The sequence below is a fragment of the Caballeronia sp. BCC1704 genome, from assembly GCF_902833455.1.
Classification (GTDB): domain Bacteria; phylum Pseudomonadota; class Gammaproteobacteria; order Burkholderiales; family Burkholderiaceae; genus Caballeronia.
The window spans coordinates 577697-602196 of the sequence record NZ_CADFFT010000004.1; the positions used below are offsets into that span (position 1 = coordinate 577697).

The 24500-nt window shown below is 65.9% G+C and carries 19 protein-coding genes and 1 pseudogene; 5 read left to right on the plus strand and 15 right to left on the minus strand.

Going from position 1 to position 24500, the window contains the following annotated elements; translation table 11 throughout:
- Positions 1 to 39: 39 nt before the first annotated feature.
- From HWX53_RS22445 to HWX53_RS22460, 4 genes are read right to left on the minus strand one after another with little or no spacing between them, the layout of a single operon-like run.
- A complete protein-coding gene (locus HWX53_RS22445; protein WP_175944969.1) occupies positions 40 to 984 on the minus strand; it encodes an FAD-binding protein in 945 nt (314 codons plus the stop codon).
- Position 985: 1 nt separating this feature from the next.
- Complete coding sequence (locus tag HWX53_RS22450; RefSeq protein ID WP_175944971.1) at positions 986 to 1735, minus strand: electron transfer flavoprotein subunit beta/FixA family protein; 750 nt, start codon at positions 1733 to 1735, stop codon at positions 986 to 988.
- A gap of 38 nt (positions 1736 to 1773) precedes the next feature.
- Positions 1774 to 2520 (minus strand): SDR family NAD(P)-dependent oxidoreductase, encoded by a 747-nt coding sequence (locus HWX53_RS22455; RefSeq protein WP_175944973.1) that lies wholly within the window; start codon positions 2518 to 2520, stop codon positions 1774 to 1776.
- Between the two features lie 28 nt (positions 2521 to 2548).
- Entirely contained in the window at positions 2549 to 3634 is a 1086-nt protein-coding gene (locus HWX53_RS22460) for a porin (protein ID WP_175945301.1), read from the minus strand.
- 689 nt (positions 3635 to 4323) lie between these two features.
- Between HWX53_RS22460 and HWX53_RS22465 the strand changes: the two genes are divergently transcribed.
- Together HWX53_RS22465 and HWX53_RS22470 are read left to right on the plus strand one after the other, a co-directional pair.
- Positions 4324 to 5466, plus strand: a complete 1143-nt coding sequence (locus HWX53_RS22465) for a CaiB/BaiF CoA-transferase family protein (protein WP_175944975.1) — start codon at positions 4324 to 4326, stop codon at positions 5464 to 5466.
- Positions 5463 to 6608, plus strand: coding sequence for an acyl-CoA dehydrogenase family protein (locus HWX53_RS22470; RefSeq protein WP_175944977.1), 1146 nt, complete (start codon positions 5463 to 5465; stop codon positions 6606 to 6608). The genes HWX53_RS22465 and HWX53_RS22470 overlap by 4 nt, the downstream gene beginning before the upstream one ends.
- Positions 6609 to 6677: 69 nt before the next feature.
- On the opposite strand, the gene HWX53_RS22475 is transcribed toward HWX53_RS22470, so the two are convergent.
- The 10 genes and pseudogenes from HWX53_RS22475 to HWX53_RS22515 form a co-directional block, all read right to left on the minus strand.
- Positions 6678 to 7577, minus strand: coding sequence for an SDR family NAD(P)-dependent oxidoreductase (locus HWX53_RS22475; protein WP_175944979.1), 900 nt, complete (start codon positions 7575 to 7577; stop codon positions 6678 to 6680).
- A 36-nt stretch (positions 7578 to 7613) separates the two neighbouring features.
- Positions 7614 to 8069, minus strand: a pseudogene (locus HWX53_RS22480) (MaoC family dehydratase).
- Positions 8066 to 9220, minus strand: a complete 1155-nt coding sequence (locus HWX53_RS22485; RefSeq protein WP_175944981.1) for an acyl-CoA dehydrogenase family protein — start codon at positions 9218 to 9220, stop codon at positions 8066 to 8068. The pseudogene HWX53_RS22480 and the gene HWX53_RS22485 overlap by 4 nt, the downstream one beginning before the upstream one ends.
- A 15-nt stretch (positions 9221 to 9235) precedes the next feature.
- Positions 9236 to 10435: an acyl-CoA dehydrogenase family protein gene (locus HWX53_RS22490; protein ID WP_175944983.1), complete on the minus strand. Its 1200-nt coding sequence runs from the start codon at positions 10433 to 10435 to the stop codon at positions 9236 to 9238.
- 13 nt (positions 10436 to 10448) lie between these two features.
- Positions 10449 to 11630, minus strand: coding sequence for a lipid-transfer protein (locus HWX53_RS22495; protein ID WP_175944985.1), 1182 nt, complete (start codon positions 11628 to 11630; stop codon positions 10449 to 10451).
- 126 nt (positions 11631 to 11756) lie between these two features.
- Complete coding sequence (locus HWX53_RS28065) at positions 11757 to 11930, minus strand: hypothetical protein (protein ID WP_347879167.1); 174 nt, start codon at positions 11928 to 11930, stop codon at positions 11757 to 11759.
- Positions 11931 to 11998: 68 nt separating this feature from the next.
- Positions 11999 to 12829 carry an MBL fold metallo-hydrolase gene (locus HWX53_RS22500; protein ID WP_347879168.1) on the minus strand — a complete coding sequence of 277 codons (831 nt, stop codon included), beginning with the start codon at positions 12827 to 12829 and terminating at the stop codon, positions 11999 to 12001.
- Between the two features lie 63 nt (positions 12830 to 12892).
- Positions 12893 to 14035, minus strand: a complete 1143-nt coding sequence (locus HWX53_RS22505) for an acyl-CoA dehydrogenase family protein (RefSeq protein WP_175944987.1) — start codon at positions 14033 to 14035, stop codon at positions 12893 to 12895.
- Positions 14036 to 14058: 23 nt separating this feature from the next.
- On the minus strand, positions 14059 to 15300 hold the full coding sequence (locus tag HWX53_RS22510; RefSeq protein ID WP_175944989.1) for a thiolase family protein: 1242 nt from the start codon (positions 15298 to 15300) through the stop codon (positions 14059 to 14061).
- A gap of 27 nt (positions 15301 to 15327) precedes the next feature.
- A complete protein-coding gene (locus HWX53_RS22515; RefSeq protein ID WP_175944991.1) occupies positions 15328 to 16098 on the minus strand; it encodes an enoyl-CoA hydratase/isomerase family protein in 771 nt (256 codons plus the stop codon).
- A 185-nt stretch (positions 16099 to 16283) separates the two neighbouring features.
- Here HWX53_RS22515 and HWX53_RS22520 point away from each other — a divergent pair, with 185 nt between their 5' ends.
- From HWX53_RS22520 to HWX53_RS22530, 3 genes are all read left to right on the plus strand, one after another.
- The gene (locus HWX53_RS22520) at positions 16284 to 19016 is read left to right on the plus strand and encodes a LuxR C-terminal-related transcriptional regulator (RefSeq protein WP_175944993.1); all 2733 of its coding nucleotides are present in this window, start codon (positions 16284 to 16286) and stop codon (positions 19014 to 19016) included.
- 84 nt (positions 19017 to 19100) lie between these two features.
- Positions 19101 to 20201: a WYL domain-containing protein gene (locus HWX53_RS22525; RefSeq protein ID WP_175944995.1), complete on the plus strand. Its 1101-nt coding sequence runs from the start codon at positions 19101 to 19103 to the stop codon at positions 20199 to 20201.
- Complete coding sequence (locus HWX53_RS22530; protein WP_244140219.1) at positions 20198 to 21019, plus strand: Sir2 family NAD-dependent protein deacetylase; 822 nt, start codon at positions 20198 to 20200, stop codon at positions 21017 to 21019. The genes HWX53_RS22525 and HWX53_RS22530 overlap by 4 nt, the downstream gene beginning before the upstream one ends.
- Before the next feature lie 14 nt (positions 21020 to 21033).
- Here HWX53_RS22530 and HWX53_RS22535 read toward each other — a convergent pair whose 3' ends face one another.
- Positions 21034 to 24498 carry a YhaN family protein gene (locus tag HWX53_RS22535; RefSeq protein WP_175944997.1) on the minus strand — a complete coding sequence of 1155 codons (3465 nt, stop codon included), beginning with the start codon at positions 24496 to 24498 and terminating at the stop codon, positions 21034 to 21036.
- Between the last annotated feature and the right edge of the window lie 2 nt (positions 24499 to 24500).

The window sequence follows — 24500 nt, forward strand, 5'->3', positions numbered from 1 at the left end:
GATGTGTTGCGGTCTTCTCGCGCGGATCGTCTCGTCGGGCTAGGCGGCTGCGCCTAGCTCGCCGACGAGTTCGGGCACCGTCGCGAACAGATCGCCGACGAGGCCGTAATCCGCCACGCTGAAGATCGGCGCTTCGGCATCCTTGTTGATCGCGACGATCACCTTGCTGTCCTTCATGCCGGCCAGATGCTGAATCGCGCCGGAGATGCCGACGGCCACATACAACTGCGGCGCGACGATCTTGCCCGTCTGGCCCACTTGATAGTCGTTCGGCACGTAGCCCGCGTCGACCGCCGCGCGCGATGCACCCAGCGCCGCGCCGAGCTTGTCCGCGAGCGGCTCCAGCACTTGCGTGTAGTTCTCGCCGCTGCCGAGTCCGCGCCCGCCCGAGACGATGATGTTCGCGCTCGTCAGTTCCGGGCGGTCGAGCTTCGTCACTTCGCGGTTCACGAACTGCGAGACGCCCGCATCGGCCGCTGCTTCGATCTTCTCGACCGATGCGCTGCCGCCTTCCGCCGCGACCGGATCGAAGCCCGTCGCGCGCACCGTGATGACCTTGATCGGATCAGCCGATTGCACCGTCGCGATCGCGTTGCCCGCGTAGATCGGACGCTCGAACGTATCGGCGCTCACCACAGCCGTGATCTCGCTGATCTGCGCGACATCCAGATGCGCGGCGATACGCGGCGCGATGTTCTTGCCGTAAGCCGTCGCCGGCGCCACGATGTGCGAATAGTCCTTCGCGATGTTCAGCACCGTGCCTTCGACATTCTCCGCGAGTCCTTCCGCGAGTTGCGGCGCATCGGCCAGCAGCACCTTCGAAACGCCTGCGATCTTCGCCGCTTGTTCCGCCGCGCCCTGCGCGTTCGAACCCGCGACCAGCACGTGAATATCGCCGCCGAGCTTGGCCGCTGCCGCGACCGTGTTCAACGTCGCCGCCTTGATCGACGCGTTGTCGTGTTCTGCAATTACGAGAGTCGTCACGTTAGATCACCTTCGCTTCGGTTTTCAGTTTCTCCACCAGCGTCTTGACGTCCGGCACCGTCACGCCGGCGCTGCGCTTGGGCGGCTCGGTGACCTTCAGCGTCTTCAGACGCGGCGCGACATCGACGCCGAGATCCGCAGGCGTGACCGTCGTCAGCGGCTTCTTCTTCGCCTTCATGATGTTGGGCAGCGTCACGTAGCGCGGCTCATTCAGGCGCAGGTCGGTCGTGACGACCGCGGGCAGCTTGAGCGACAGCGTTTCCGCGCCGCCATCGACTTCACGCGAGACAGTCGCGCGCCCATCGGCGATCACGACTTTCGATGCAAACGTCGCCTGCGGCAGACCCGCCAAAGCGGCAAGCATCTGACCGGTCTGGTTCGAATCGTCGTCGATCGCCTGCTTGCCGAGAATCACGAGTTCCGGCTTTTCTTGATCGACCAGCGCTTTCAGCAGCTTCGCGACGGCGAGCGGCTGCAATTCCTCGGCGGTTTCAACGAGAATCGCGCGATCCGCGCCAATCGCCAGCGCCGTGCGCAGCGTTTCCTGACACTGCGTAACGCCGCACGACACCGCGATCACTTCCGTTGCGACGCCCGCTTCCTTCAGACGCACCGCCTCTTCCACGGCGATTTCGTCGAACGGGTTCATCGACATCTTCACGTTGGCAATGTCGACGCCCGTGTGGTCGGACTTTACGGCGACCTTCACGTTAGCATCGGTCACTCTCTTGACTGCGATCAGAACCTTCACGTACCCCTCCTTTTGCGATGCTTCGAAACCATCGCGCCTCAACGCGTGCCGCAGTCGATATCGACCACCGTCGCGTTCATGTATGCGTTTTGCACCAGATGAACGACGAGCGCGGCGAACTCCTGCGCGCGGCCCATCCGTCGCGGAAAGAGCATCTTTTCGATGAGACCGTCCGACACCTTCTGCGGCATGCCCGCCGACATGCCCGATTCGAACAGCCCGGGCGACACCGCCAGCACGCGGATGCCGTGTTCCGCGAGATCGCGCGCCACGGGAATCGTCATGCCGATCACGCCCGCCTTGCTCGCGCTGTACGCGGCCTGCCCCATCTGACCGCCCTTCGCCGCGCCCGACGCCGTGTTGATGATGACGCCGCGCTCGCCCGTGTCTTCGGGTTCGTTGTTCGTCATGGCGAGCGCCGCGTGGCGCAGCACGTTGAACGTGCCGGTGAGATTGACCGACAGCACGCGGTTCCATAGTTCGCTCGGGAAAAGCTGGCCTTTCGAAATGGTCTTGCACGGGCCGAGCACGCCCGCGCAGTTCACCGCAATGTGCACGCGCCCATGCAGGTCGACGACCGCCGCGATGGCCCGCTGAACGCTCGCTTCGTCGGCGACATCGACCGCGAACGAGGAGATAGACGGACCGAGCGCCTCACGCAGCTTGTCGGCGTCGAGATCGAAGCCGACGACTGTCGCGCCCGCTGCGGCGAGCGCCTTGCACGTCGCGAGACCGAGGCCCGAGGCCGCGCCCGTGACGATGGCCACCTTGTTTTCCAGTTTCATGCGTGTTTCCTGATTGGCGTCCGATAGATCAGAAACGGTGAGACAAACCCACGCCGACGAGCGTCTGCGATGTCTCGGGCTTCGTCACCGAAACGCCCGGCCAGCTCATCGTCGCGGTGCCGTGGTTCTTCATATAGCCCGCGCGGGCGTAGACCGTGGTGCGCTTCGACAGGCTGTGATCCGCGCCGAGCTCGAACGCCAGCGTGTTGTTGTCCGCGCCGCGCACCTTGCGCTGGACGGCGGCGAACTCGATGACGTCCGCATCCGTTGCCTGGATCGTCATGCCGGCTTCGGCGATGCTGTTCGAATTCGCCGCGTTCAGGCGTGCTGCGAGCGAGCCTGCCGGTGCGCTCTGCGGCCGCGAGTAGATGTAGTTGAACTGCAGATTCACGATACCGAAGCGATACGCCAGCGCGCCCGTATAGTGATCGGTCGACATCATGGCGAGCGGTCCCGGCAGTCCTGGCAACGTTCTCGCGCCCTGATGCTCGTTCTGATAAGCGATGCCTGCATAGAAGCCGTATCCGGTGTACATGGCGGCGACGTCCAGCGTGTTGCCGAGCGTCGTCGGCACCGGATACGACGAGGTGGCCGCGAGCGCGTACATCGCGTACAGCTGGAAGCCGTTCAGATTCGGCGACTTATACAGCACCGAATTGCTGAGACGGCCGGGGCCGGCCTGAGTCGCGAGCGTGTTGCGGTCAGTGGCGATGGCCGCTGCCGAAAGCGGCGACAAGACCTCGTTGCCCCTGAACGGATCGCCGTAATACAGCACCCAGAAAGTGGGCTGGTATTGACGGCCGAACGACAGCGTGCCGTATCGCTCGTGCGTCAGCCCGAGCCACGCCTGCCGGTAGAACAAGGCGGTAGGATCCACGAAGAACCCGCCGTTGTTGGTCGTGTATCCGCTCTCGAGGTCGAAGACCGCGCGCAAGCCGCCACCCAGGTCTTCGGTTCCCTTGAAGCCGACCTGCGAACCGGCCAGCCCGCCACTGCGCTCCATGATCGAAGATGTGCCGCCGTTGTTGAGATACTGACCGAATACATCGACCACGCCGTACAGCGTGACGCTCGATTGCGCCGCCGCGCTACCGGCCGCAGCGGCCGCTGCCATTGCCAAAATCGTCTGTCTGATGAAGCGCACGCCTGTCTCCTTTTTTTGTGCCGCATCCGGCCAGGTGCGGTTACAACATTCGCGATTGCTCACTCTCCGTTGGACGCGGGCCAGCGCCGTCCGCGTCGCAAACGTGGACGCTCTGCGTCGTCCATCGTTAATTAGATATGCTTATCTAAATGCTCACTTCTGTCGCGTGGCTTGAAGGACGCACTACGCGCTTTCGACCGCGACTTCGCGGCTCATGCTCTCCCGCACCGGCGCGTCCGCCAACGAGGTGCGGCGATGCTTAGGTATGTGCATGACCTGCGATCGAAACGTGTGTCGGTATCGCGTCTATCCTCCGGTGCCCGGTACGCCCGTATGCGGGGTACATGGCGAAGGATATGCGGTATCCCGATTCGCGCCGCCCCCTCGTTAAAGGGGGGATGCCGCGGAGCGCGAGCCCGGTCAGCTAGTGCGATGCAACTCGCGCAAAGCATTGATCCGAAAGGGCGTTCCGTTTGCGCACCGACAGCAACGCCAGGTTCTCGCTACGGGAAAACGATGAACGCCCCGCGCTGAAGCCGGCTGTCGTGCTACGTCGCCATCAGACAGCGCATCGCGCGCCGCGCCCCCTCGCGACGAGGGGGCGTGCGCGCGCCGGCCGCTCTCTATCATTGGCCGACACGAACATACGGAGGCAGTCAATGACAGCGACAAAGCGCGGGCCGCTTGCCGGGCTCAGAGTGCTGGAGATCGCGGGCATCGGGCCGGGGCCATTCTGCGGCATGCTGCTCGCGGATCTCGGCGCGGACGTGGTGGTCGTCGACCGCATCGCAGCGGCCGCCGACGCGCTCGATCTCGGCGACACGCAGATCGCTAATCGTGGCAAGCGTTCGGTCGCGGTCGATCTGAAAAGCGCCGATGGGGTCGAGACGGTGCTCGGCCTCGTCGAGCATTGCGACGTGCTGATCGAAGGCATGCGCCCCGGCGTAATGGAGCGTCTCGGGCTCGCGCCGGACGTATGTCTCGCGCGAAATTCACGGCTCGTCTACGGCCGCATGACCGGCTGGGGGCAACACGGCCCACTCGCGCAGGCGGCGGGGCACGATCTGAACTACATCGCGCTGTCGGGCGCGCTGTGGTACGCCGGTCAGCCGGGCACGGCGCCCCTGCCGCCGCCCAGCCTCGTCGGCGACGTTGGCGGCGGCGCGCTGTATCTCGCCGTCGGCATTCTCGCGGCGGTCATGCACGCGCGCGCCACGGGCCACGGTCAGGTGATCGACGCGGCCATCGTGGATGGCAGCGCGCACATGACGACGCTGCTGCTCGCGCTCCAGGCTTCCGGCCAGATGACGCACGAGCGCGGGGAAAGCCTGCTGGACGGCCCGCACTGGTACAACACGTATCGCTGCGCGGACGGCGGCTATGTGTCGGTGGGATCGCTGGAGCCGAAGTTCTATGCGTTGCTGCTCGACAAGCTCGGCCTGTCCGACGACCCCGCGTTCGCCAAGCCCTACGACCGCCGTGCGTGGCCCGCGCTGCGCGAGCGGCTCGCCGAACTCTTCGCCACGCGCACGCGCGACGAATGGTGCGCGCTGCTCGAAGGAACCGATGCGTGCTTCGCGCCGGTCCTGAGCCCGGAGGAAGCCGCTGCGCATCCGCACATGCGTCAGCGCGAGATCTACATGCGTGAGAACGGCGTGCTCCAGGCGAACCCTGCGCCGCGCTTTTCCGTCACGCCGCCCGCCCCGCCCGGCGAGATTCCGCGCCGCGGGCAGCACACCGAAGCGGTGCTGCGCGACTGGGCGCGCTCTTCCCATTCCGACTTTACGAAGGATTCCAAATGACCGACACCGCTCACCTGTTCCTGACCGAACAACAGAACCTGATTCGCGATTCGGCGCGTCGCGTGGTCAGCGAAATCGTCGCGCCGACGGCTGCACGGCGCGATCGCGAGTCGGCGTGGCCGCGCGACGAACTCAAGGCGCTCGCCGAACTCGGCTTCCTCGGCATGCTGATCCCCGAGGAATACGGCGGCACGGGCGCGGGCGTGCTGGACCTGTGTCTCGCGCAACACGAGATCGCCGCCGCCGACGCGGGCCTCGCCACGATCATCCACGTGCACAACTTCACGGCGCTAAACATCGTCGAACACGGCACGGAGGAACAGAAGCGCCGCTACTTACCTGCCATGGCGCGCGGCGAGTCCATCGGCGCGTTCTTGTTGACGGAACCGCACGCCGGCTCCGACACCGCCGCGCTGCGCACCACCGCTCGCAAGGACGGCGACAGCTACGTGGTCAACGGCTCGAAGCAGTTCATTTCGAACGGCAGCGAAGCGGGCGTCGGCGTCCTGTATGCGATGACCGACAAGGCTGCCGGCAAACGCGGCGCGAGCCTGTTCATCATCGATCCGAGCCAGCCCGGCTATCACGTGACGCGCGTGGAGAGCAAGCTCGGCCAGCACACGGCGCACACTGCGCAAATCACGCTCGAAGACTTCCGCGTGCCGGCTGCGAACCTGCTCGGCGACGAAGGCGACGGCTATCGCAAGGTGATGGGCGGCCTGTCGGATGGGCGGATCGGCATTGCATTCATCGCGGCGGGCGTGGCGCGCGCGGCGCTGGAGGCTGCGGTGAGTTACGCGAAGGAGCGCGAAGCGTACGGCGGGCCGATCATCCGGCTGCAAGGCGTGGCGTTCGATCTCGCCGATATGGCCGCGCAAGTGGACGTCGCTTACCAATATTGCCTGCACGCTGCGCGTCTGCGCGATGCCGGCGTCGCGTGCGTGAAGGAAGCGTCGATTGCGAAAATGTTCGCGAGCGAGATCGCCGAAAAGGTCTGCTCCGATGCGCTGCAGATTCACGGCGGCTACGGCTATCTCACCGACTTCCCCGTCGAGCGATACTTGCGCGACGTGCGCATCTGCAAGATCTACGAAGGGACGAGCCACATTCAGAAGCTGATTATCGCGCGCAGTCTCGGCTGAATTCGCTGCCTCGCAAATGCAACGTGCCCGGCTTGACCGGGCACTTTGCTTTCTAGACCGCGCTTTCGGTCATGCGCAAACCAGCTTGAGGAACGCGCCGACTTGCTGCCCCGACTCCTCGTACTCCTGCGCCGTGCTCCAGTTCGCGATGTCCCCGAAGCGCGCCGCCACGCCTTCCGGCGTGACTTCCGCGTCCGGCAGCAGCACGGGCACGGTCTCGACGATCGTCGCCGCCGCGAACGCGCCGCCGCCCGCCGCGATGATCGTCTTCGACGGCGCATTCTCGCTTGCGAGGAACAGCACGGCCGGCGTCACGCGCTCCGGCTGAATGCGCGCGAGCATGGCTTCGGGCAGGATGTCGGCGGTCATGCGCGTGGCGGCCACCGGCGCGATAGTGTTGACCTTGATGTTGTTCTTCTTGCCTTCCGTAGTCAGCGCGTTCATCAGGCCGATCACGCCCATTTTCGCCGCGCCGTAGTTGGCCTGGCCGAAGTTGCCGTACATGCCCGACGACGACGTCGTCATCACGATGCGGCCGTAGCCCTGCTCGCGCATGATGTCCCACACCGCCTTCGAGCAGTGGATCGAGCCCATCAGGTGAACGTCGAGCACGGCCTCGACATCGGCCATGTCGAGCTTCGCGAAGCTCTTGTCGCGCAGAATGCCGGCGTTGTTCACGAGAATGTCCACGCGGCCGAACTCGGCCACCGCGCGCTTCACCATGTCCTGCACCTGCGCGAAGTCCGCGACGTTCGCGCCGTGCGCGATGGCCGTGCCGCCCGCCTTGCGGATTTCATCGACCACGGCGAGCGCGGCCTCCGACGAGCCGCCGCTGCCATCGCGCGCGCCGCCGAAATCATTGACCACGACTCTCGCGCCACGCTCGGCGAAAGCGAGCGCATGCGCCCGCCCCAATCCCGCGCCCGCGCCGGTCACGATCGCGACTTTGCCATCGAAACGAATACTCATGCTTGATGCTCCATTCCAGTTGTCGAGAGATGAGGTTCAGGGAAACAGACGCATGATCGATTCAGCGACGCACGCGGGCTTGTCCGAGCCTTCGCATTCGACGGTCATTTCCACTTTGAGCTGCGCGCCGCCCTGCCCGATCGCGTCCCACGAGATCAGCCTGAAGTGCGCGCGCACGCGGGCGCCCACCCTGACCGGCGCGACGAAGCGCACCTTGTCCAGACCGTAGTTCAGGCCGCTTTTCGTTTCCCCGATGTGGAACGCGGTGGCGAGAAACGCCGGCAGCAGGCTCAACGTCAAAAAGCCGTGCGCGATGGTGCCGCCGAACGGCCCGCTCTTCGCGCGCTCGACATCGACGTGTATTCATTGGTGATCGCCCGTTGCGTCCGCGAAGAGATTGACGCGCGCCTGGTCGACCAAAAGCCACTCGCTCGTGCCGATGGATTCGCCCACGAGCGGCTGCAAGTCCGCGATCTTGTCGAAGTTCTTCATGCCTGTATGTCCCCCTGAAGCAAGGCGTGTTGCAATTGCGCGGCGCAGGCCGCTTCGTGACGGTCGCTGCTGCCGAACAGCACGTCCGCGACGACCGCGCGCTTGTAGTAATGGCCGACCGCATACTCCTCGGTCATGCCGATGCCGCCGTGAAGCTGGATGGCCTGCGCGCACACGAACTTCGCGGCGCGGCCGATCAGCGCCTTCGCTTGCGAGACCGTGCGCTGGCGCGCGGCAGCGTCGTCGTCGTGCAGAAGTGAGGCGAGGAGCGCAAGCAACATCGAACGCGCGATTTCGAGTTCCGCCGCCATGTCCGCCATGCGATGCTGCAGCGCCTGGAAGCTGCCGATCGGCACGCCGAACTGCTTGCGAATCTTGAGGTACTCGGCGGACATTTCGATGGCCTTTTCCATCCCGCCGATCAGTTCCGCGCACAACGCCACGGTGCCGTGCGCGAGGCCGTGATGCAGCGCCGCGAGTCCGTCGCCGGGCGCGCCCAGCACGGCGTCTTCGCTCACCACGACGTCATCGAGCGCGATCTCGGCGGCCCAGCTTCCGTCGTGCAAGCGCAGCGGCCGGCACGCCACGCCGGGCCGCGACGCCGCGACGAGAAAGAGCGTCAGCGGGCCGTTGTCATCCATTGCGGCCGACACGATGAACGCATTCGCGCCCGGCGCGCCGAGCACGAGCGTCTTCGTGCCGCGCAGCGAGAAGCCTTCGGCGGTGCGCGTGGCGCGCGTCAAAACCGGCTCGGGAAAGCAACGCGAATGCGCTTCGCTATAGGCGAGCGCCAGCCGCAGCGAACCATCGGCGAGTTGCGGCACCATGCGATCGAGTTGCGCGGGCGCGCCGGCGGCCACGAGCGTTTGCGCAGCGAGCACGCCGCAGCCGAGATACGGCTCCACGACGAGCGCCCGGCCGAATTCCTGCGCGATCAGCGCCGTGTCGATGACCGAGCCGCCCAGCCCGCCGTACGCTTCGGGGAGCGCGGCGGCGAGCCAGCCGTTGTCCGCGAACGCCTGCCAGTGCAGAGGCTCGCTCCGTCCGCTTTTCAATAGCGCGGCGCGCGCCTCGAACGCGCATTCCTTCTCTGCGAAGCGGCGCACGCTGTCCTGCAGCAGTTGCTGCTCGGAATCCAGTTTGAAATTCATGTCCTGTGGGCTCCGTCAGAGTTGGAACAGCATCTTCGCGATAATGCCGCGCTGCACTTCGCTCGTTCCGCCATAGATGGTGGAAGCGCGCCGGAAGAACATTTCGTTCGCCATGCCGCGCGCGATCTGCTGATGCGGCAGCGGATCGCCGGTGGCCGGGTCGTGAGGTTCCGGATACGCCACCGCGCCGTAATCGCCGAGCGCTTCGACGATGAACTCCGACAGGCGTTGCTGCAACTCGGTCCCGCGAACCTTGAGAATGGAACCCATGGCGTGGGCGGCGGGACTGTGGTCCTCTTCCATCGCCGCGACGCGCGTGACCATCGTCGCGATGGCGTTCACTTCGGCCTCGAAGCGCGCGAGCTTTTGCGCGAATTCAGGCTCCTCGATCAGCAACCGGCCGCCTGAATGCTCGCTTCTCGCCAGCGTACGGATCTGCGCGAGAAAGCGCCGGAGGATCGGCAGATCCGCCGCTGTCGCGTGCTCGTTGTTCAGCAGGAACTTGGTGATCTTCCACCCGTCGCCCTCTTCGCCGATGCGGTTGGCCACCGGCACGCGGACGTTGTCGAAGAAGGTCTCGTTCAGGTGATGGCAGTCGTCGATGCTGCGGATCGGGCGCACGGTGATGCCCGGCGTCGCCATATCGACGAGCAGGAAGCTGATGCCCGCCTGCTTCTTCGCGTCCGCGGTCGTTCGCACGAGCAGGAAGATCCAGTCGGATTCGTGCGCGTAGCTCGTCCAGATCTTCTGGCCGTTGACGATGTAGTGGTCTCCGTCGCGTTCGGCTCGCGTCGACAGCGACGCGAGGTCCGAACCCGAGCCCGGCTCCGAGAAGCCCTGACACCACAGGCGCTCGCCGCTCAAAATCAGCGGACGATGTTGCGCCTTCTGCTCCGGCGATCCGAATTCGTTCAGCACGGGGCCGAACAGTTTGTGCGCGAAGCCGTCCTGCGTCGGCGCGCCGGCCGCGACGCATTCCTCGTCGAACACGAGGCGCTGCATCACGGACCAGCCGGTGCCGTCATGCTGCTTCGGCCAGTACGGCGCGCCCCAGCCGCGTTCGTTCAGAATGCGCTGCCAGCGCACGAGATCGGCGCGCATCGAGCGCACGCTGCCGACGGGCTTGCCGGCGAGAACGGCCGGCAGGCTTTCGCGCAGAAAAGCGCGGACCTCTTTGCGGAATGCATCGAGACCCGGATCAGGTTGGAAATCCATCGAACGCTCCGCTTCAATTGCGATACATCGTGACGACGCACGCGCCGCCGATCCCGACGTTGTGTTGCAGCGCCACGCGCGCGTTCTCCACTTGCCGGTCGCCCGCCGTGCCGCGCAACTGCTGGACAAGTTCGGTGCACTGCGCGAGGCCGGTCGCGCCGAGCGGATGCCCCTTCGACAGCAACCCGCCCGACGGATTGACCACGTGGCTGCCGCCATACGTGTTGTCGCCGTCGTCGATAAACTTCGCCGCGCCACCTTCCGGGCACAAGCCGAGCGCCTCGTAGGTGATCAGTTCGTTGTGCGCGAAGCAGTCGTGCAACTCGATCACCTGCACGTCTTGCGGCCCAATGCCCGATGCTTCGTAGACCTGATTCGCCGCTTCCTGGCTCATGCCGTAGCCCGCGACATAGCGAAGATCGTCGCCGGTGAGCGATTCCGGGCGATCCGTCGTCAGCGCCTGCGCGGCGATCCACACGCGCGTGTCGAGCCCATGACGCCGCGCGTAGTCCTCGCTGCACAACACGGCCGCCGCCGCGCCACAAGTCGGCGGGCAGGCCATGAGACGCGTCATCACGCCGGGCCACATGACCTGATCGGCCAGCACGTCTTCAGCGGTCACGACCTTGCGGAACACCGCGAGCGGATTGTTCGCGGCGTGGCGGCTCGCCTTCGCGCGGATCTTGGCGAACGACGAAAGCGGCGTATCGAAACGCTTCATGTGCTCGAGGCCCGCGCCGCCGAAGATGCGCAGTGCTGGCGGAATTTCTTGCGGCACGCCGAGGCGCTCGCATTGGGCGAGAAAGAGTTCGGAGGGCAGCGGCCGGTCGTTGAAGTAGCTGCCGAGCGCGCCGGGGTTCATCTGCTCGAAGCCGACCACGAGCGCCACGTCGATGGCGCCCGCTTCGATCGCCTGGCGCGCGAGGAACAGGCCCGTTGAGCCGGTCGAGCAATTGTTATTCACGTTGAAGATGGGCAGGCCCGTCATGCCGACGTGATAGAGCGCGCGCTGGCCCGCTGTGGAATCGCCATAGACGAAGCATGCGTAGGCTTGCTGAACGGACTCGTACGACACGCGGGCGTCCGCGAGCGCCGCGCGCGCGGCCTCAGCGCCCATCAGATCGTACGTTTCGCTCGCACCCGGCTTCTTGAACGGCACCATGCCGACGCCCGCCACTACTACTTTGCGCGTCATATGTTCTCCTTCGATTATCGTCGTCTCGCGGTTCGACAGAACCGGCATCGGTCCATCATAGGCAGCGGGCTGCGCGCGCTACACCCCTCGTTTCAAGGGGGCGCGCCGCCGCGCCGGAAAGCGGGATCATGCGCGCATGCGATACCAGAGTACGCCGTCATCGTCTGCGTGCGAAGTCGCCTCGCCGTTGGCCAGCAAGTAGTTGAGATACGCCAGCGCCTCGCCGGTGGCAAGCGTGTAGCGGCTAAAGCGTGCTTCTTCCACCGCGCCGGCGAAGAGCGTGCCGAAAACGTCCACCACGCGGCGCGGTTCGGCGAGCCGGTCACGCAGTCTCCCGAGCCCGCGTCGCGCGGCGGCGTCCAACCGTTCTATGCGCTCATGCAGGCCGTGAAACGGCTCATTGTGCGACGGCAGCACGAGCGCATCGGCCGGGATAGTCCGCGCGAACCGGTTGAGCGATGCCAGCCATTCGCCGAGCGGATTCGCGCCGGGTTCACCGGAAGCACCGACACGTTCGACGAAATGCGCGGCAACACGTGATCGCCCGAGATCAGCACGTTCAGTTCGGGGCAGTACAGGCAGGCGTGCTCCGGCGAATGCCCAAGCCCGACTCTCACGCGCCAGCGGCGCTTGCCGATCTCGAGCGTCTGCCAGTCTTCTAGACGGCGAAAGCTGTCGGGCAGCGGAAACACCATGCCCGCCGCGACGCCGAAGCGCGAGCGATATTGCTCGATCGTATCGTGACGCCATCCCGCGCGGCGATAGAAGCGAATTGCGTCCTGCGGCGCCTCGCGGCCCCGCTCCGCCACAAAGGCGCGGCACGTCAGATACTCCGCCCGCGTCATCCATAGCTCGCAGTCGAAACGGCGCGCGAGCCAGCCGGCCATGCCCGCGTGGTCGGCGTGATGGTGCGTGGCGAACACGCGCGTGATGCGGCGCGAGCCGAGCGGACCGGCGAGCAGCGCCGCCCATCGCGACGGCGCATCGGGCATGAAAAGGCCGGTGTCGACAATCGCCCAGCCGTCGCCGTCTTCCAGCGCCCAGATGTTCACGTGGTCGAGCGACGCCGGCAGCGGCAAGCGCATCCACAGCACGCCGGGCGCGACTTCGATTGCGTCGCCCGATGCGGGAACGGCGTCGAACGGGTAATGCAGTTCGCCGCCTGCCGCGAGGCGGATAGTCGATTCGTCGCTGTTCATGCGCGTCTCCGATAGTCGGCGGTCTCTTGCGGACCGCTCGCTTCGCACGATGATGGTTTCGCGTCAGGTGAAGGCGGCCACGCCCGTGAGCGCGCGCGAGATAACGAGCTGCTGAATTTCCGTGGTGCCGTCGGGGATCGGGATGATGATCGCCTCCCGCAACAGACGCTCGACGTTGAACTCTTTCGTGATGCCGTTGCCGCCGTGAAGCTGCACGGCATCGCGGCACACGCGGACCGCCGACTCCGTGGCGAACGCCTTCGCCATCGACGCCTGCATGTCGCAGCGCACACCCGCGTCGATCAGGCCGAACACGCGCTGGCACATGAGGCGCGACGCGTCGACGAGCATCGCCATGTTCGCGATCTTCGCGGCGATCAGTTGGTGCGACGCGAGCACCTTGCCGAACTGCTTGCGCTCCTTCGCATACGCGATGGACTCTTCCAGCGACGCGCGCATGATGCCGACCGACAGCGTGCCGACATGCGCCCGCGCGGTTTCGAACACTTTCATGGTGTTGCGCAGCCCTTCGCCCTCTTCGCCGATCAGGTTTGTGACCGGGACGCGCGCATCGGTGATGAAGATCTGCGCGGTCGATTGCGAACTCAACGCGATCTTCTCGATGTTGCGCGATTCATAGCCGTGTTCCGCGCGGTCGATCAGGATATGCGAGAGGCCTGTCTCCGTGCGCACCGTGCAGATGAGCACGTCGGAATAGACGCCGTTCGTGATCCACGTCTTCTCGCCATTCACGATGTAGTGGTCGCCGTCACGCACGGCGCGCGTCTTGATTTCCGCGACATTCGAACCGACGTCCGGCTCGCTGATGCCGATGGAGCCGAAGATCTTGCCCGCCAGCACGCCGGGCATGTAGCGCTCGCGCACTTCGGGACGCGCGTTGACCAACATCGAGGCGAGCCCCATGTTGAGCATCACCGCGAGCGCGACATCGCACGAGCACGCCACGAGTTCTTCGAACAGCATGCCTTGCATGGTCATCGACCAGCCCATCCCGCCGTATTCCACCGGCACGGTGCAGCCCGGCAGGCCGAATTCGGCGATGCGCTGCGTCAGCTCGCGCATCTTCTCCTTCGGGATAAAGCGGTCGCGATATTCGCGCGCGACGGGTTTGACTTCGGTTTGAAGGAACTTCCGGAAGCTCTCGACCGCGAGGTTCTGGTCTTCGTTGGGCAGTTGATAAGGCATGGTCTATCTCTTGGTAGCGGGTGTCATGCGCGGCCGAAAATGCCGATGTGATCGATGCTTTCCTCGACGCCCCGCAGGCCGCCGCCATTGCCCTGAATCGCGAAGCGCGCGCCTTCCACCTGTCGCGGGCCGCACTCGCCGCGCAGTTGTTCGACGAGCTCGAAAATCTGCCCGAGGCCCGTCGCGCCGATGGGATGTCCCTTCGATTCCAGACCGCCCGACGGATTGATCGGCAAGCGCCCGCCGATGCTCGTCTCGCCGCGCTCGGCCATCGCGCCGCTGTCGCCGGGGCGGCACAGGCCCAGGTTCTCGCACAGCGCGATTTCGCCGATGGACGACGCGTCGTGCAGTTCGGCGACGTTGATATCTTCCGGTCCGATGCCCGCTTCGTCGTAGGCCAGCTTCGCGGCATGCACGGTGATGTGATTGGCGAGATCGTCGCCGGCGCGCGGCGAGGCCGAGCGCACCACGGTCGCGAGCACGCGCACCGCGCGCTTGCGATCGAAGCCGTAGCGTTCCAGCGCCGACTCGGTGCACAGAATCGCAGCCGCCGCGCCGTCGGAGATCGGCGAGCACATCGGCAAGGTCAGCGGATACGTGATCGGCGGCGCGGCGAGAATCTCTTCGATGCTCATCGGCTTGCGATACTGCGACCGCTCGTTGTGCACCGAATGATTGTGATTCTTCGACGACACAGCCGCGAACTGCCGCTGCGTGATGCCCAAGCGCGACATCAGTTGCCGGCCGATGCCCGCGTATACGTCCATGAACACGCTGTACGGCTTGTCCGACGTGGTGCCCGGCGGCGGCGAAATGTTCTTGCCGAGATCGACGATCTGCGCCGCGTTGGCTTCGGCGGTTTCGACGTCCCACGCCGAATCGAACACGGAGAACATGCGCGCCTTGTCCGACGAGTACATCTTCTCCGCGCCCACGGCGAGCACGACATCCGCCATGCCGGCGCGAAGCTGCGTCACCGCGAGATGGAACGCGCTGCTCGCCGACGCGCACGCGCTCTCGACGTTATGAATAGGAATGCCGCCGAAGCCCGCCGGAATCAACGCGACCTGGCCGCGAATCATGTGCTGGCCCTGCATGTGGCCTTGCGTGGTGTTGCCAAAGTACGCCGCCTGCACCCACTTGCGATCGCAGCCGGAATCCTTCAGCGCGTCTTCGACGGCCCACGCCGTCAGTTGCTTGACCGACTTGTCGAGGTGACGGCCGAACGGCGTCATGCCGACACCGACGATATAGACTTTTTCCATGTGGATACCTTGATGATCGAGTGAGTGTCAGCAGCCTTTGAACACCGGTTCGCGCTTTTCCGCGAACGCGCGCAGCCCTTCCTTCACATCGTAGGAACGCTGATGATCGCGAAGCTCCAGCAGTTCGTGACGCAGCGCGTCGGCGGCGGATTTGTCCGGCGCTTCGTTCGCCACGCGCTTCATGCGCGCGAGCACGAGCGGGCTCTTCTTAGCGAGCTTGTCGGCGAGCGCCTGCGCGCGCGCGGCGAGTTCCGACGGCGCGAGCACTTCGTTCACGAGTCCGTGCGTCTTCAGTTCGGCGGCGCTCATCGCATCGCCCGTGAAGAGCAGATAGCGCGCGACGTTCACAGGCACCTTGCGCGGCAGAATGGCCGCGCCGCCCGCGCCCGGAAACACGCCGAAATTGGAATGCGCGTCGCCGAGCTTGGCCGTTTCCGATGCGAGCACGATGTCGCACGCGAGCACGATTTCGAGCCCGCCCGCGAGCGCGAGCCCGTTGACGGCCGCGATGACCGGCTTCGGAAACGCGCGCAGCGTGTCGAAGAACTCGACGATCAGTTCGAGGAAATCGCGCACGCCTTCCGCGGGCGGTGCGGCGGCTTCGATCAGATCCGCGCCTGCGCAGAACGCGCGGCCGTTGCCCGTCAGCACGACGGCACGCACGTTGTCGTCGTTGCGCCATGCCTTGAGTTGCTCGGTCAACCCGGTGGCCATCTCGCGATTCAGGCTGTTCATCGCGGCCGGACGGTCCATTGTCAGCCAGCCTACGGAGCCCACGAGCGCATGTGAAAAACTCATCTCTCCTCCACAGTATTAGTAATTGCCTTCGTTGACGTTCGCGTTCGGGTAAGTTAGTTTCCGGTCATCCGATTGACACCCCTCGTTCAGAGGGGGCCATCGCAGGCGGTCGAGCGACCGCCGAAGAGAGCTTCCCCAGCGCGGCTTTCGCGGCCGCCGCACGACTGCATCGACTAGGTGACGACTTGCCCACGCCTTTCACCAAACACCTGGTTTCCACCAAGTTTTCGCCGCCGCGCATCGGCGCACGGCATGTCCCTCGCACGAACCTGCTCGCGCAACTGGATCGCGTGCATCAGGCGCAACTCGCGCTCGTGTCCGGCAGCGCCGGCTACGGCAAGACCGTGCTGCTCGCGCAATGGCGGCAGAACTGCCTGAAGTCCGGCGCGGAGGTCGCATGGCTTTCGCTCACCGCCGACGACGGCGGCTACGCGGATTTCTGCGCGGAACTTTTCGCGGCGATGCAGCGGCTGGGCATCTCGGTGGAAACTGACATGCCGCCCGACGACACGAGCGCGAGCGCAATGGACGCGGCGATCGCGGCCATCGTCGAAGGCGCGGTCGATCTGCCGAAGGACGTGTATCTGATCATCGACGACTATCACCACGTCGAAGCGCCCGCTGCGCACAAGTTCGTGCAGAAGCTGCTGGATCACGGTCCGGGCAATCTGCACCTCGTGATCTCGTCGCGCGTGACGCCACCGTTGAGTCTCAGCCGCTTGCGGATGATGGGTCAGATCGTCGAAGTGGACAGCGCGGAATTACCGTTCGATCTGCCGGAAACACGGCATTTTCTCGATGAAAACCTCGGCACCGGCAAGATCAATGCGGACGAGCTCGGCCTGATTCACGAGCTCACGGGCGGCTGGCCGTCGTGCCTGCAACTGATCGTCACGATGCTGCGCAATCGCCCGGAAGCGCGGAGCATGTTGCAGGATCTCGTGTGGCGCTCCAATGATCTGCAGACCTATTTGAGCGAAGAAATCATCGCGCATCTGCCGGAGGAACTGACGGCGTTTGCCGAGAGCATGTGCGTGTTCCGGCGCTTCAACGCGTCCCTCGCGCAAAGCGTGACGGGTCAGGCGAACGCGGCGGACCTGCTCAAGAAGATGGAGGACGACAACCTGCTCACCATCCGAATCGATTCGGACGACAGAATGATCTGGTATCGCCTGCATCGGCTCTTCGGCGAGTTTCTCTCGACGCGTCTCGAGCGGCGCGGCCGCGACGCCGTGAACGAGCTGCACAGGCGCGGCGCGCGCTGGTTCGCGGAAAACGGCCTGCTCGCGGAAGCCATGCGGCACGCGAGTCTCGGCAACGACATCGAATACGCCACCGGCATGATCGAGCGCGCCGCGCCCGCGACGTGGAATCTCGACTATCTCAGCCCGACGCTGCATCTGCTGGATCGCGTGCCGGAAGACGTGCTGTTCCGTCACCCGCGCCTGTTGTTTCTCGCTTGCCTCACGGTTTCGCTGACATCGCGTCCCGCGAAGGCCAAGGCGTGGCTCGCGCAACTGCGCAGCGGCGCGCACGCGGTTCCGCCGGAGATCGAGCGCAGTCTGCCGCTCGTCGAGGCGGCCATCGCGTTCCAGAACGATGACGCCGCGCGCATGATCGAACTGCTCGAACCGGTGCGCGACGCGGCCGTCGAGAACCCGTTCCTGCGGTATATGCTGATCGCGGAACTGGGCGTGGCGTATCGCTCGGTGGGCCGCTACGCCGAAGCGAAGCGTCTCTTCGACACGCATCATGTCCCGCACGCCGATCGCAACAACGACATGGCGCTCGTCGTCGAGGCGACGCTGGTGTCCAATCTCATGTTCGAAGGCCGCATGCGCGATGCAGAGCGTCTGGGCTCGGCGTTGCTCGCGCGATCGGTGAAGGCGGCGGGCCAACATTCGATCAGCGCGAACGTGTGCGCCGGCCTGCTCGCGGAGGTCTACTACGAGCTCGATCGCATCGACGACGCACGCGAGACGATCGCCAACCGGCGTGGCCTGCTGCATTCGTCGGGACCGGATGTCACGATCTGGGCATCGCTGTGCCGCGCGAGGCTCGATCTGTTGCAGGAAGGCGCCGATGCCGCGCTCGCGTTTATCCGGCAGCAGACATCGCATCTGCAAAGCCTCGGGCAGCGGCGCGCCGTCAGCTATATGCTCGCCGAACAGGTCAAGGTTCTGCTCGTCAAAGGCGATCGCACGGGCGCGAGCGAGACGGCGGCGTTGCTGGACGAACTGGCGCGCGCCAAGACGAATGCAAATACGGACACGGACACGGACACGGACGGCGCGGTGCTTCCCGATGAAATCGCGGCGAACGCGGCGCTCACGCGCGCGCGCGTGCTGCGCAATGACGATCCGGCCGAAGCCTTGCGCGCGCTCAATGTCGTCCGGGCGCATGCCGTCGGCTTCAACCGCAGCCGCTTGCTTGCGCTCGTCGATCTGCTGTCGGGCGCGGTGCTCGCGGACATGAAGCGGACCGACGACGCGAACGCATGCCTGCTTCGCGCGGTACAGACGGGACGCGAACTCGGCCTCGTGCGGACGTTCGTCGATGAAGCGCATATCGTCGGCAAGCAGCTCGGCGCTCTGTTGCGCGAGAAGCGGCTCGATGCATCCAGCCTGCGCTATCTCGAAGAGCTGGTCGCGAAGCTCGCCGATAGCGCTGGCGCGGACGACGCCGCGTCGATGCTGCGACGCGCGAACACGTCGAAGACGGACGCCGTGCTTACGCAACGCGAAGTCGAGATTCTCGGGCTCGTCGCGCAGGCCATGTCGAACAAGCGCATCGCGCTCACGCTGAACATCACGCTCGAAACGGTGAAATGGAACCTGCGCAATATCTTCGCGAAGCTGGGCGTATCGAGCCGTTACGACGCGATGGTCTGGGCGCGCAAGCAGGAGCTGATTCAGTAGGCTTCGCTGACGACGTGTCGTTCGAGACACGTTGTGTCCCGGTCGTTTCTATAATGAGGCGATAACGCCTCAAGGAACCGCCCCATGACCTCCAGTCTCGACGAAGCCATTCTCCGCGTGCTGCCGACGGAACGCGACGCCGTCGCGTGGCTCTCGACGCCCGAAGTGCGCCGCCGGCTGGAAGAGCGCGGGCATCGCGTCGGATATACGAAGAAGGTGCAGCGCCATCTGAGCGCGCTGGAAGCCGAGTCCCGCGTCATCTCTACGATCAACGGCCGCGAGTTGCTGTGGCAGCGCAAGCCGTGGTTGCACGGCCTTCAGGAAGGCGTCGGTTTGATGAGCGCGTCGGAGGCCGTCGCGTTTCATATTCTTCAGCGCTTCGCCGGCAACAAACTGCCGGCCGCCGTCACGCAAGACATCGATCCGCTGTTCAAGGCGGCACAAGCGCGGCTCTCGCAGGAAAAAGCGGACAGCCGCATGTATCGCGCGTGGGCCGACAAGATCGATTCCGTGGATGGCGCGTTCACGCTGATTCGCCCGAAGCTGCGGCCGGAGATTTTCAACACGGTGGCGACCGCGACGTTCTTCGAGCGCGAATTGCTCGTGCAGTATCGCGCCGCGTACCGTAGCGAAAGCAAAGAGAAGAGCGATGCGCCGAAGACAAAGCGCCTCTGGCCCCTCGCGCTCGTCGAATCGGCGGGCGTCATGTACATGGTCGCGCAGGACCCGCGCCGCGCGCCGCCGGCCGGCGAAGGCGAGCCGGAATCGGCGCGCGCGCTGTATCGGCTGGACCGCATTCGTTCGGTGACGGAGTCCGGCGAATCGTTCAGCTATCCGGCGGATTTCCGGCTGCGCAAATACATCGAGACGCAGCAGGCGTTCGACTTTCTGCCCGAACCGGCGGTGAAGCTGGAGCTTGCGTTCGAAGGCAGCGCCGGCAATCAGTTGCGCGAATCGCCGATGTCGAAGGATCAGCAGATCGACACCCTGCCCGACGGCCGCATGAAAGTGACCGGCACCGTCACGCCGAGTCTCAAGCTGCGCTGGTGGCTGCGCGCGCTCGGCGCGGGCGTCGAGATTCTTGCGCCGCAAGCGTTGCGCGACGAGTTCGCGCAGGACTATATGAAGCTCGCGAACCGCTATCGGCATGCAACAGCAAGCGCGCACGCAGGAGAAGCGGCATGAGCGACGAAGCGCTCATTCAGCAAGCCGCTGCGTGGATCGCCGACGCCGATGGTCTTCTGATCACTGCGGGCGCCGGCATGGGCGTCGATTCGGGCCTGCCTGACTTCCGCGGCCCGGAAGGCTTTTGGCGCGCGTATCCGGCGTTGCGGCATCACGGCTTCTCGTTCGAGGAGATGGCCAATCCCGACGGCTTCGTTCGGCATCCGCGCCTTGCGTGGGGCTTCTACGGGCATCGGCTGGCGCTGTATCGCGCGACGCAGCCGCACGAAGGCTTCGACGTGCTGCGGCGCTGGGGCGCGAGCATGGGTCACGGCGCGTTCGTTTTCACGAGCAACGTCGATGGTCAATTCCAGCGCGCCGGTTTCGCCGCCGAGCGCGTCGCGCAGTGCCACGGCGCGATCCATGCGATGCAGTGCATCGACGCCTGCACGAACGACATCTGGCCAGCCGACGCGTTCGAGCCGGTCGTCGACGAAAGCCGCTGCGAACTCGTCAACGCGTTGCCGCTTTGTCCGCATTGCGGCCGTCTCGCGCGCCCGAACATTCTGATGTTCGGTGACTGGAACTGGATCGACACGCAATCGGCGCAAGAGGAACGGCGACTCGCGGCTTGGCTTGAAAGCGTCGAACGGCTTGTCGTGGTCGAACTGGGCGCGGGCCGCGCGCTGCCGACGGTGCGGCGCTTCAGTGAACGGCACGGGCCGCGCGTCGTGCGCATCAACCCGCGCGAGCACGGCATCGCGCCGGGCGTGGGCGTCGGCATCGCGGGCGGCGCGAAGGACACGCTGCTTCGGCTCGATCGCGCGCTGAACGGCTGATGCCGCTGCGCGCTTCAGCTCATGTACCGCACGTTGACTTGCGGCCCGAACACTTCGCGCACCATGCCGACGAGATGATCGTGGTGGCTCAGAAAGATCACCTGCGTGCGCCTGGCGATCTGCGCCAGCACGCGCAGGCCGGCGCGCGCACGGCCATCGTCGAAGTTGATGAACAGGTCGTCCGCGACGAACGGCAGCGCCGATGCCTTCTCGCCATGCTCCTCCAGCGCCGCGAGCCGCAGCGCGAGGAAAAGCTGATCGCGCGTGCCCTCGCTCATTCCGCCGATTTCGACATGCGCGCCGTTCGTCGCGCGCACGGCGGCGAGCGCCATCGGCTGGCGGTCGTAATCGACGACGAGCCGCGAGAACGCCCCGAGCGTCAATTCCGCGAAGATGGCGCTCGCACGCGAGAGCATCGGGCCCTGGCGGCGCTCGCGATAACGGTCGATGGCCCACTTCAGCAGCGTCGATGCCGTCTCCACCTTGATGAAGCGCTCGGCGGCGTCTGCCATGGCGGCGAGCGCCTCCTGACGCTTCGCCTCGGCGCGCGCCGCGTTGGCTTCGCCTGAAATCGCCTTCAGTTCGCGTTCGGCGGCGTCGAGTTCGGCGGCCAGCGCAGTCGACACTTTGACCGATTCGTTGAGCGCGCTGCTCGTCAGCGACAGTTGCGCCTGCACGTCCGCGATGTCCGCGCCGTCCACTTCCGCGATCAGCGCGTCGAGCGCGAGTCCGTCGCCGCCTTTGATGAATGCGTCGCGCGCCTCGTTCACGGCGGCGGTCAGGTCGCGCTTGCGTTGCGACTCGGCGATGCGCGCGGCGAGCAGTTCCGGCGTATCGACGCCCGCGAGTTCGTAGAGCGGGCGCAGCGTCGCACGGGCTTCGTCGAGCGCAGCCTTCGCGGCGCTCGTTTGCTCGTTGGCGGTTGCCAGTTCCCGGCGGATGCGCTCCGCTTCGCCGCGCGCCGCGCACGCGCTCTCCAGCCGCGACGACAGTTCCGCCGAAATGCCGCTTGCTTCGAGCGCGGCAAGCTCACGGTCGATGTGCGTGGCGAGCCGCGCCGCGTCCGCCTGGAACGCGACGAGCGACGCGCGCATCGGTTCGATCTGTTGCGAGCGAATAGCGTCGATCTGCGCGAGCTGATCGCCGATCTTCTTCACGATGCCGATGGCCGTTTCCGCCGCCGCCTGCGACTCCGCCGCGACCGCGAGGCCCGCGCGACCGACCGCTGCCGACCAGTCGCGCTGCCACTGCTCGAACGCGTCGCGGGCGGTCTTCGCGGCGCGTTGACGCGCAATGCTCTCGGCACGGGCCGCGTCCAGTTGCTCGCTCACGTGACGCCGCGTGACCGCAGCCTCGTCGATGGCGCTGATATGACGCTCGGCGATGTCGCACAGCGCGTCGAGGTCGGCGGATGGATCGGCAGCCACGCCTATTTGCGCGAGTTGCCGCGCGAGTTCGGCGCGACGCGAGTCTGCATCGGCGGATTCGCGTGCGAGTTCTTCGGTGCAGCGGTCGAGCGTCTGGGATGCGGCAAGCGCCTGATCGCGGCGCGCGAGCCACGACGGCGCGTCGTCGAGCGCCATCTCCGCGATCTGCGATTGGGCGGCCAGCGCGGCCCACGCGGCGTCGAACTGAGCGAGCGCCGTCGCGGCATCGCGCGCGGCCTGCTCCCGGCGTGCGACGGTCTCCTGTTCCACCGCGACGCGCCGCTTCAGCGCGACGAGTTGCGTCGCCTGACCGACCGAGCCGAGTTGACGATCCGCGAGCCCGTCGGCGGCGTGCATCGCCGTTTCGAAGCGCGGCGCGGCTGTCGCGAGCGGCGTCTCGCCCGCGCGGATGGCGTGCCACGCGGCGTTGCGCGCGTCGCGGGCCTCGCGGACATCGGCAGCCGTCACGACGTCGTGTGTCTGCACGAAATCGCCGAGTTCGGTTTGCGTCGCGTGCAGCGCGTCTTGCGCTTCCTTCAGCCGTTCGTCGGCCATCGCGAGCCGTGAGGCCAGCGCCTGCCGTTCGTCGCGGAGCACCGCGATGCGCTCGGCGGCGGGCAGCGTCATCGCGCGCAATTCGGGCAGCGGCCGCGTCCACTTGCCGAGCGATGCCAGCGCCGCCTGCAAAGCGTGGTCAGCTTCGCGGCGGGCGTCGTCGAGGCGGCGCTGCGTCGTGGCGGTATCGCGAGACTTCTGCGCGGCCCGCAGCGCCACGCGCAGGCCCGGCGCGACGTCGCAATCGGACAGCGCGGCGAGCCGCGTCTGCAACGCCGCGATCTGCTCCACGCTCTCGTGCGCCGCGCGCTCGGCGTTCCGAGCCGCGAGTTCCAGTTCGCCGCGATCCAGCATCAGGCTCGACACGGTCTGAAGCACGAGCGGTCCGGGCAGCGACTGCCGCGCGCTTGCTTCGTCCTGCGCCCAGCCGAGTTGCGCGCAATCCTGCGCGATCTGCCGCACGCGCACGGCGACTTCCTGTTCGAGTCGCGCGATCTCGTTCGCGTGATTCGCGCATTGATGCCGCGTCCCTTCGAGCGCGCGAATGTCCGCTTCGACCGCGAGCAGCGCCTGATCGATGCGAATCTCGCTCAAGTCCTTCTGCAACTGCTCGACGTCGCGAGCGTGCAGATCGAGCGCGGTCTGCGCTGAAGCCAGCCGCGTCAGCGCGTTCTGAAGCGTCGCTTCGGCATTGGCGGGGAGATCGGCGGTATCGCCGAGCGCGTCGAGTTCGGCCGACTTCGCGCGCCAGACGTTGAGATACGGCGCGGCGCGGCGGATGCGTTCGAGCTTCGCGCGCATGACTTCGAGTTCCGCGCGACGCGCTTCCTGCTCGCGGCTGCGCTCCTGCGCCTCCTCCACCGCGCCGTGCGCCCGACGCCACTGCGCCGTGCGCACGCTCGCCGCCTTGAGTTCGGCGGTGGCTTCTTCGTAATGCTTCAGCGCGACGTAATACGCCCGCTCGCCCGACTTGCGCTTGGCCCAAAGGCTGTCGGCTTCGTCGGCGAGACGCTGGCGCACCTCGCCCAGACTCGCGATGCCCGCCGCCGACTGAAACAGCACCTGCCCGACATCGCTCGATGCGTCGAGAATGCTCTGGCCGCCGCGAATCAGTGCAGTGTGGTCGAGGCAATACATCTGCTCAAAGAAGCTCTTGTCGGCGGTGCCGAGGAACGGGGCGAGCGCATCGGCGGCGAGCGGGTCGCCGTTCGGCGTCGTGAGCGGCGACTTGCGGCTCTTCGTGCGATGAAACGCTAGCACCGCGCCGTCTTTCTCCAGCTTCGCGCCCAGCCGCAGATCGCTTTGCGGATGCAAAAACGCGAGCGACGAGCTATGCGGCATGCCGAAAAGCAGTTCGGAAATGGCCGTCTTGATCGTGGATTTGCCCGCCTCGTTCGGGCCGACGACGAAATGGAAATCGTGGTCCGCCAGCGGAAACTCGACGGCGTGATCCGTGAATTTGCCGAAGCGGATGAGATCGAGCTGGCTGATGCGCATCC

Coding starts and splice junctions, on each gene's coding strand:
- HWX53_RS22455 (WP_175944973.1), bottom strand. CDS start 2,520: ATGAAACTGGAAAACAAGGTGGCCATCGTCACGGGCGCGGCCTCGGGC.
- HWX53_RS22460 (WP_175945301.1), bottom strand. CDS start 3,634: ATGGCAGCGGCCGCTGCGGCCGGTAGCGCGGCGGCGCAATCGAGCGTC.
- HWX53_RS22465 (WP_175944975.1), top strand. CDS start 4,324: ATGACAGCGACAAAGCGCGGGCCGCTTGCCGGGCTCAGAGTGCTGGAG.
- HWX53_RS22470 (WP_175944977.1), top strand. CDS start 5,463: ATGACCGACACCGCTCACCTGTTCCTGACCGAACAACAGAACCTGATT.
- HWX53_RS22475 (WP_175944979.1), bottom strand. CDS start 7,577: ATGAGTATTCGTTTCGATGGCAAAGTCGCGATCGTGACCGGCGCGGGC.
- HWX53_RS22485 (WP_175944981.1), bottom strand. CDS start 9,220: ATGAATTTCAAACTGGATTCCGAGCAGCAACTGCTGCAGGACAGCGTG.
- HWX53_RS22490 (WP_175944983.1), bottom strand. CDS start 10,435: ATGGATTTCCAACCTGATCCGGGTCTCGATGCATTCCGCAAAGAGGTC.
- HWX53_RS22495 (WP_175944985.1), bottom strand. CDS start 11,630: ATGACGCGCAAAGTAGTAGTGGCGGGCGTCGGCATGGTGCCGTTCAAG.
- HWX53_RS22500 (WP_347879168.1), bottom strand. CDS start 12,829: ATGAACAGCGACGAATCGACTATCCGCCTCGCGGCAGGCGGCGAACTG.
- HWX53_RS22505 (WP_175944987.1), bottom strand. CDS start 14,035: ATGCCTTATCAACTGCCCAACGAAGACCAGAACCTCGCGGTCGAGAGC.
- HWX53_RS22510 (WP_175944989.1), bottom strand. CDS start 15,300: ATGGAAAAAGTCTATATCGTCGGTGTCGGCATGACGCCGTTCGGCCGT.
- HWX53_RS22515 (WP_175944991.1), bottom strand. CDS start 16,098: ATGAGTTTTTCACATGCGCTCGTGGGCTCCGTAGGCTGGCTGACAATG.
- HWX53_RS22525 (WP_175944995.1), top strand. CDS start 19,101: ATGACCTCCAGTCTCGACGAAGCCATTCTCCGCGTGCTGCCGACGGAA.
- HWX53_RS22530 (WP_244140219.1), top strand. CDS start 20,198: ATGAGCGACGAAGCGCTCATTCAGCAAGCCGCTGCGTGGATCGCCGAC.
- HWX53_RS22535 (WP_175944997.1), bottom strand. CDS start 24,498: ATGCGCATCAGCCAGCTCGATCTCATCCGCTTCGGCAAATTCACGGAT.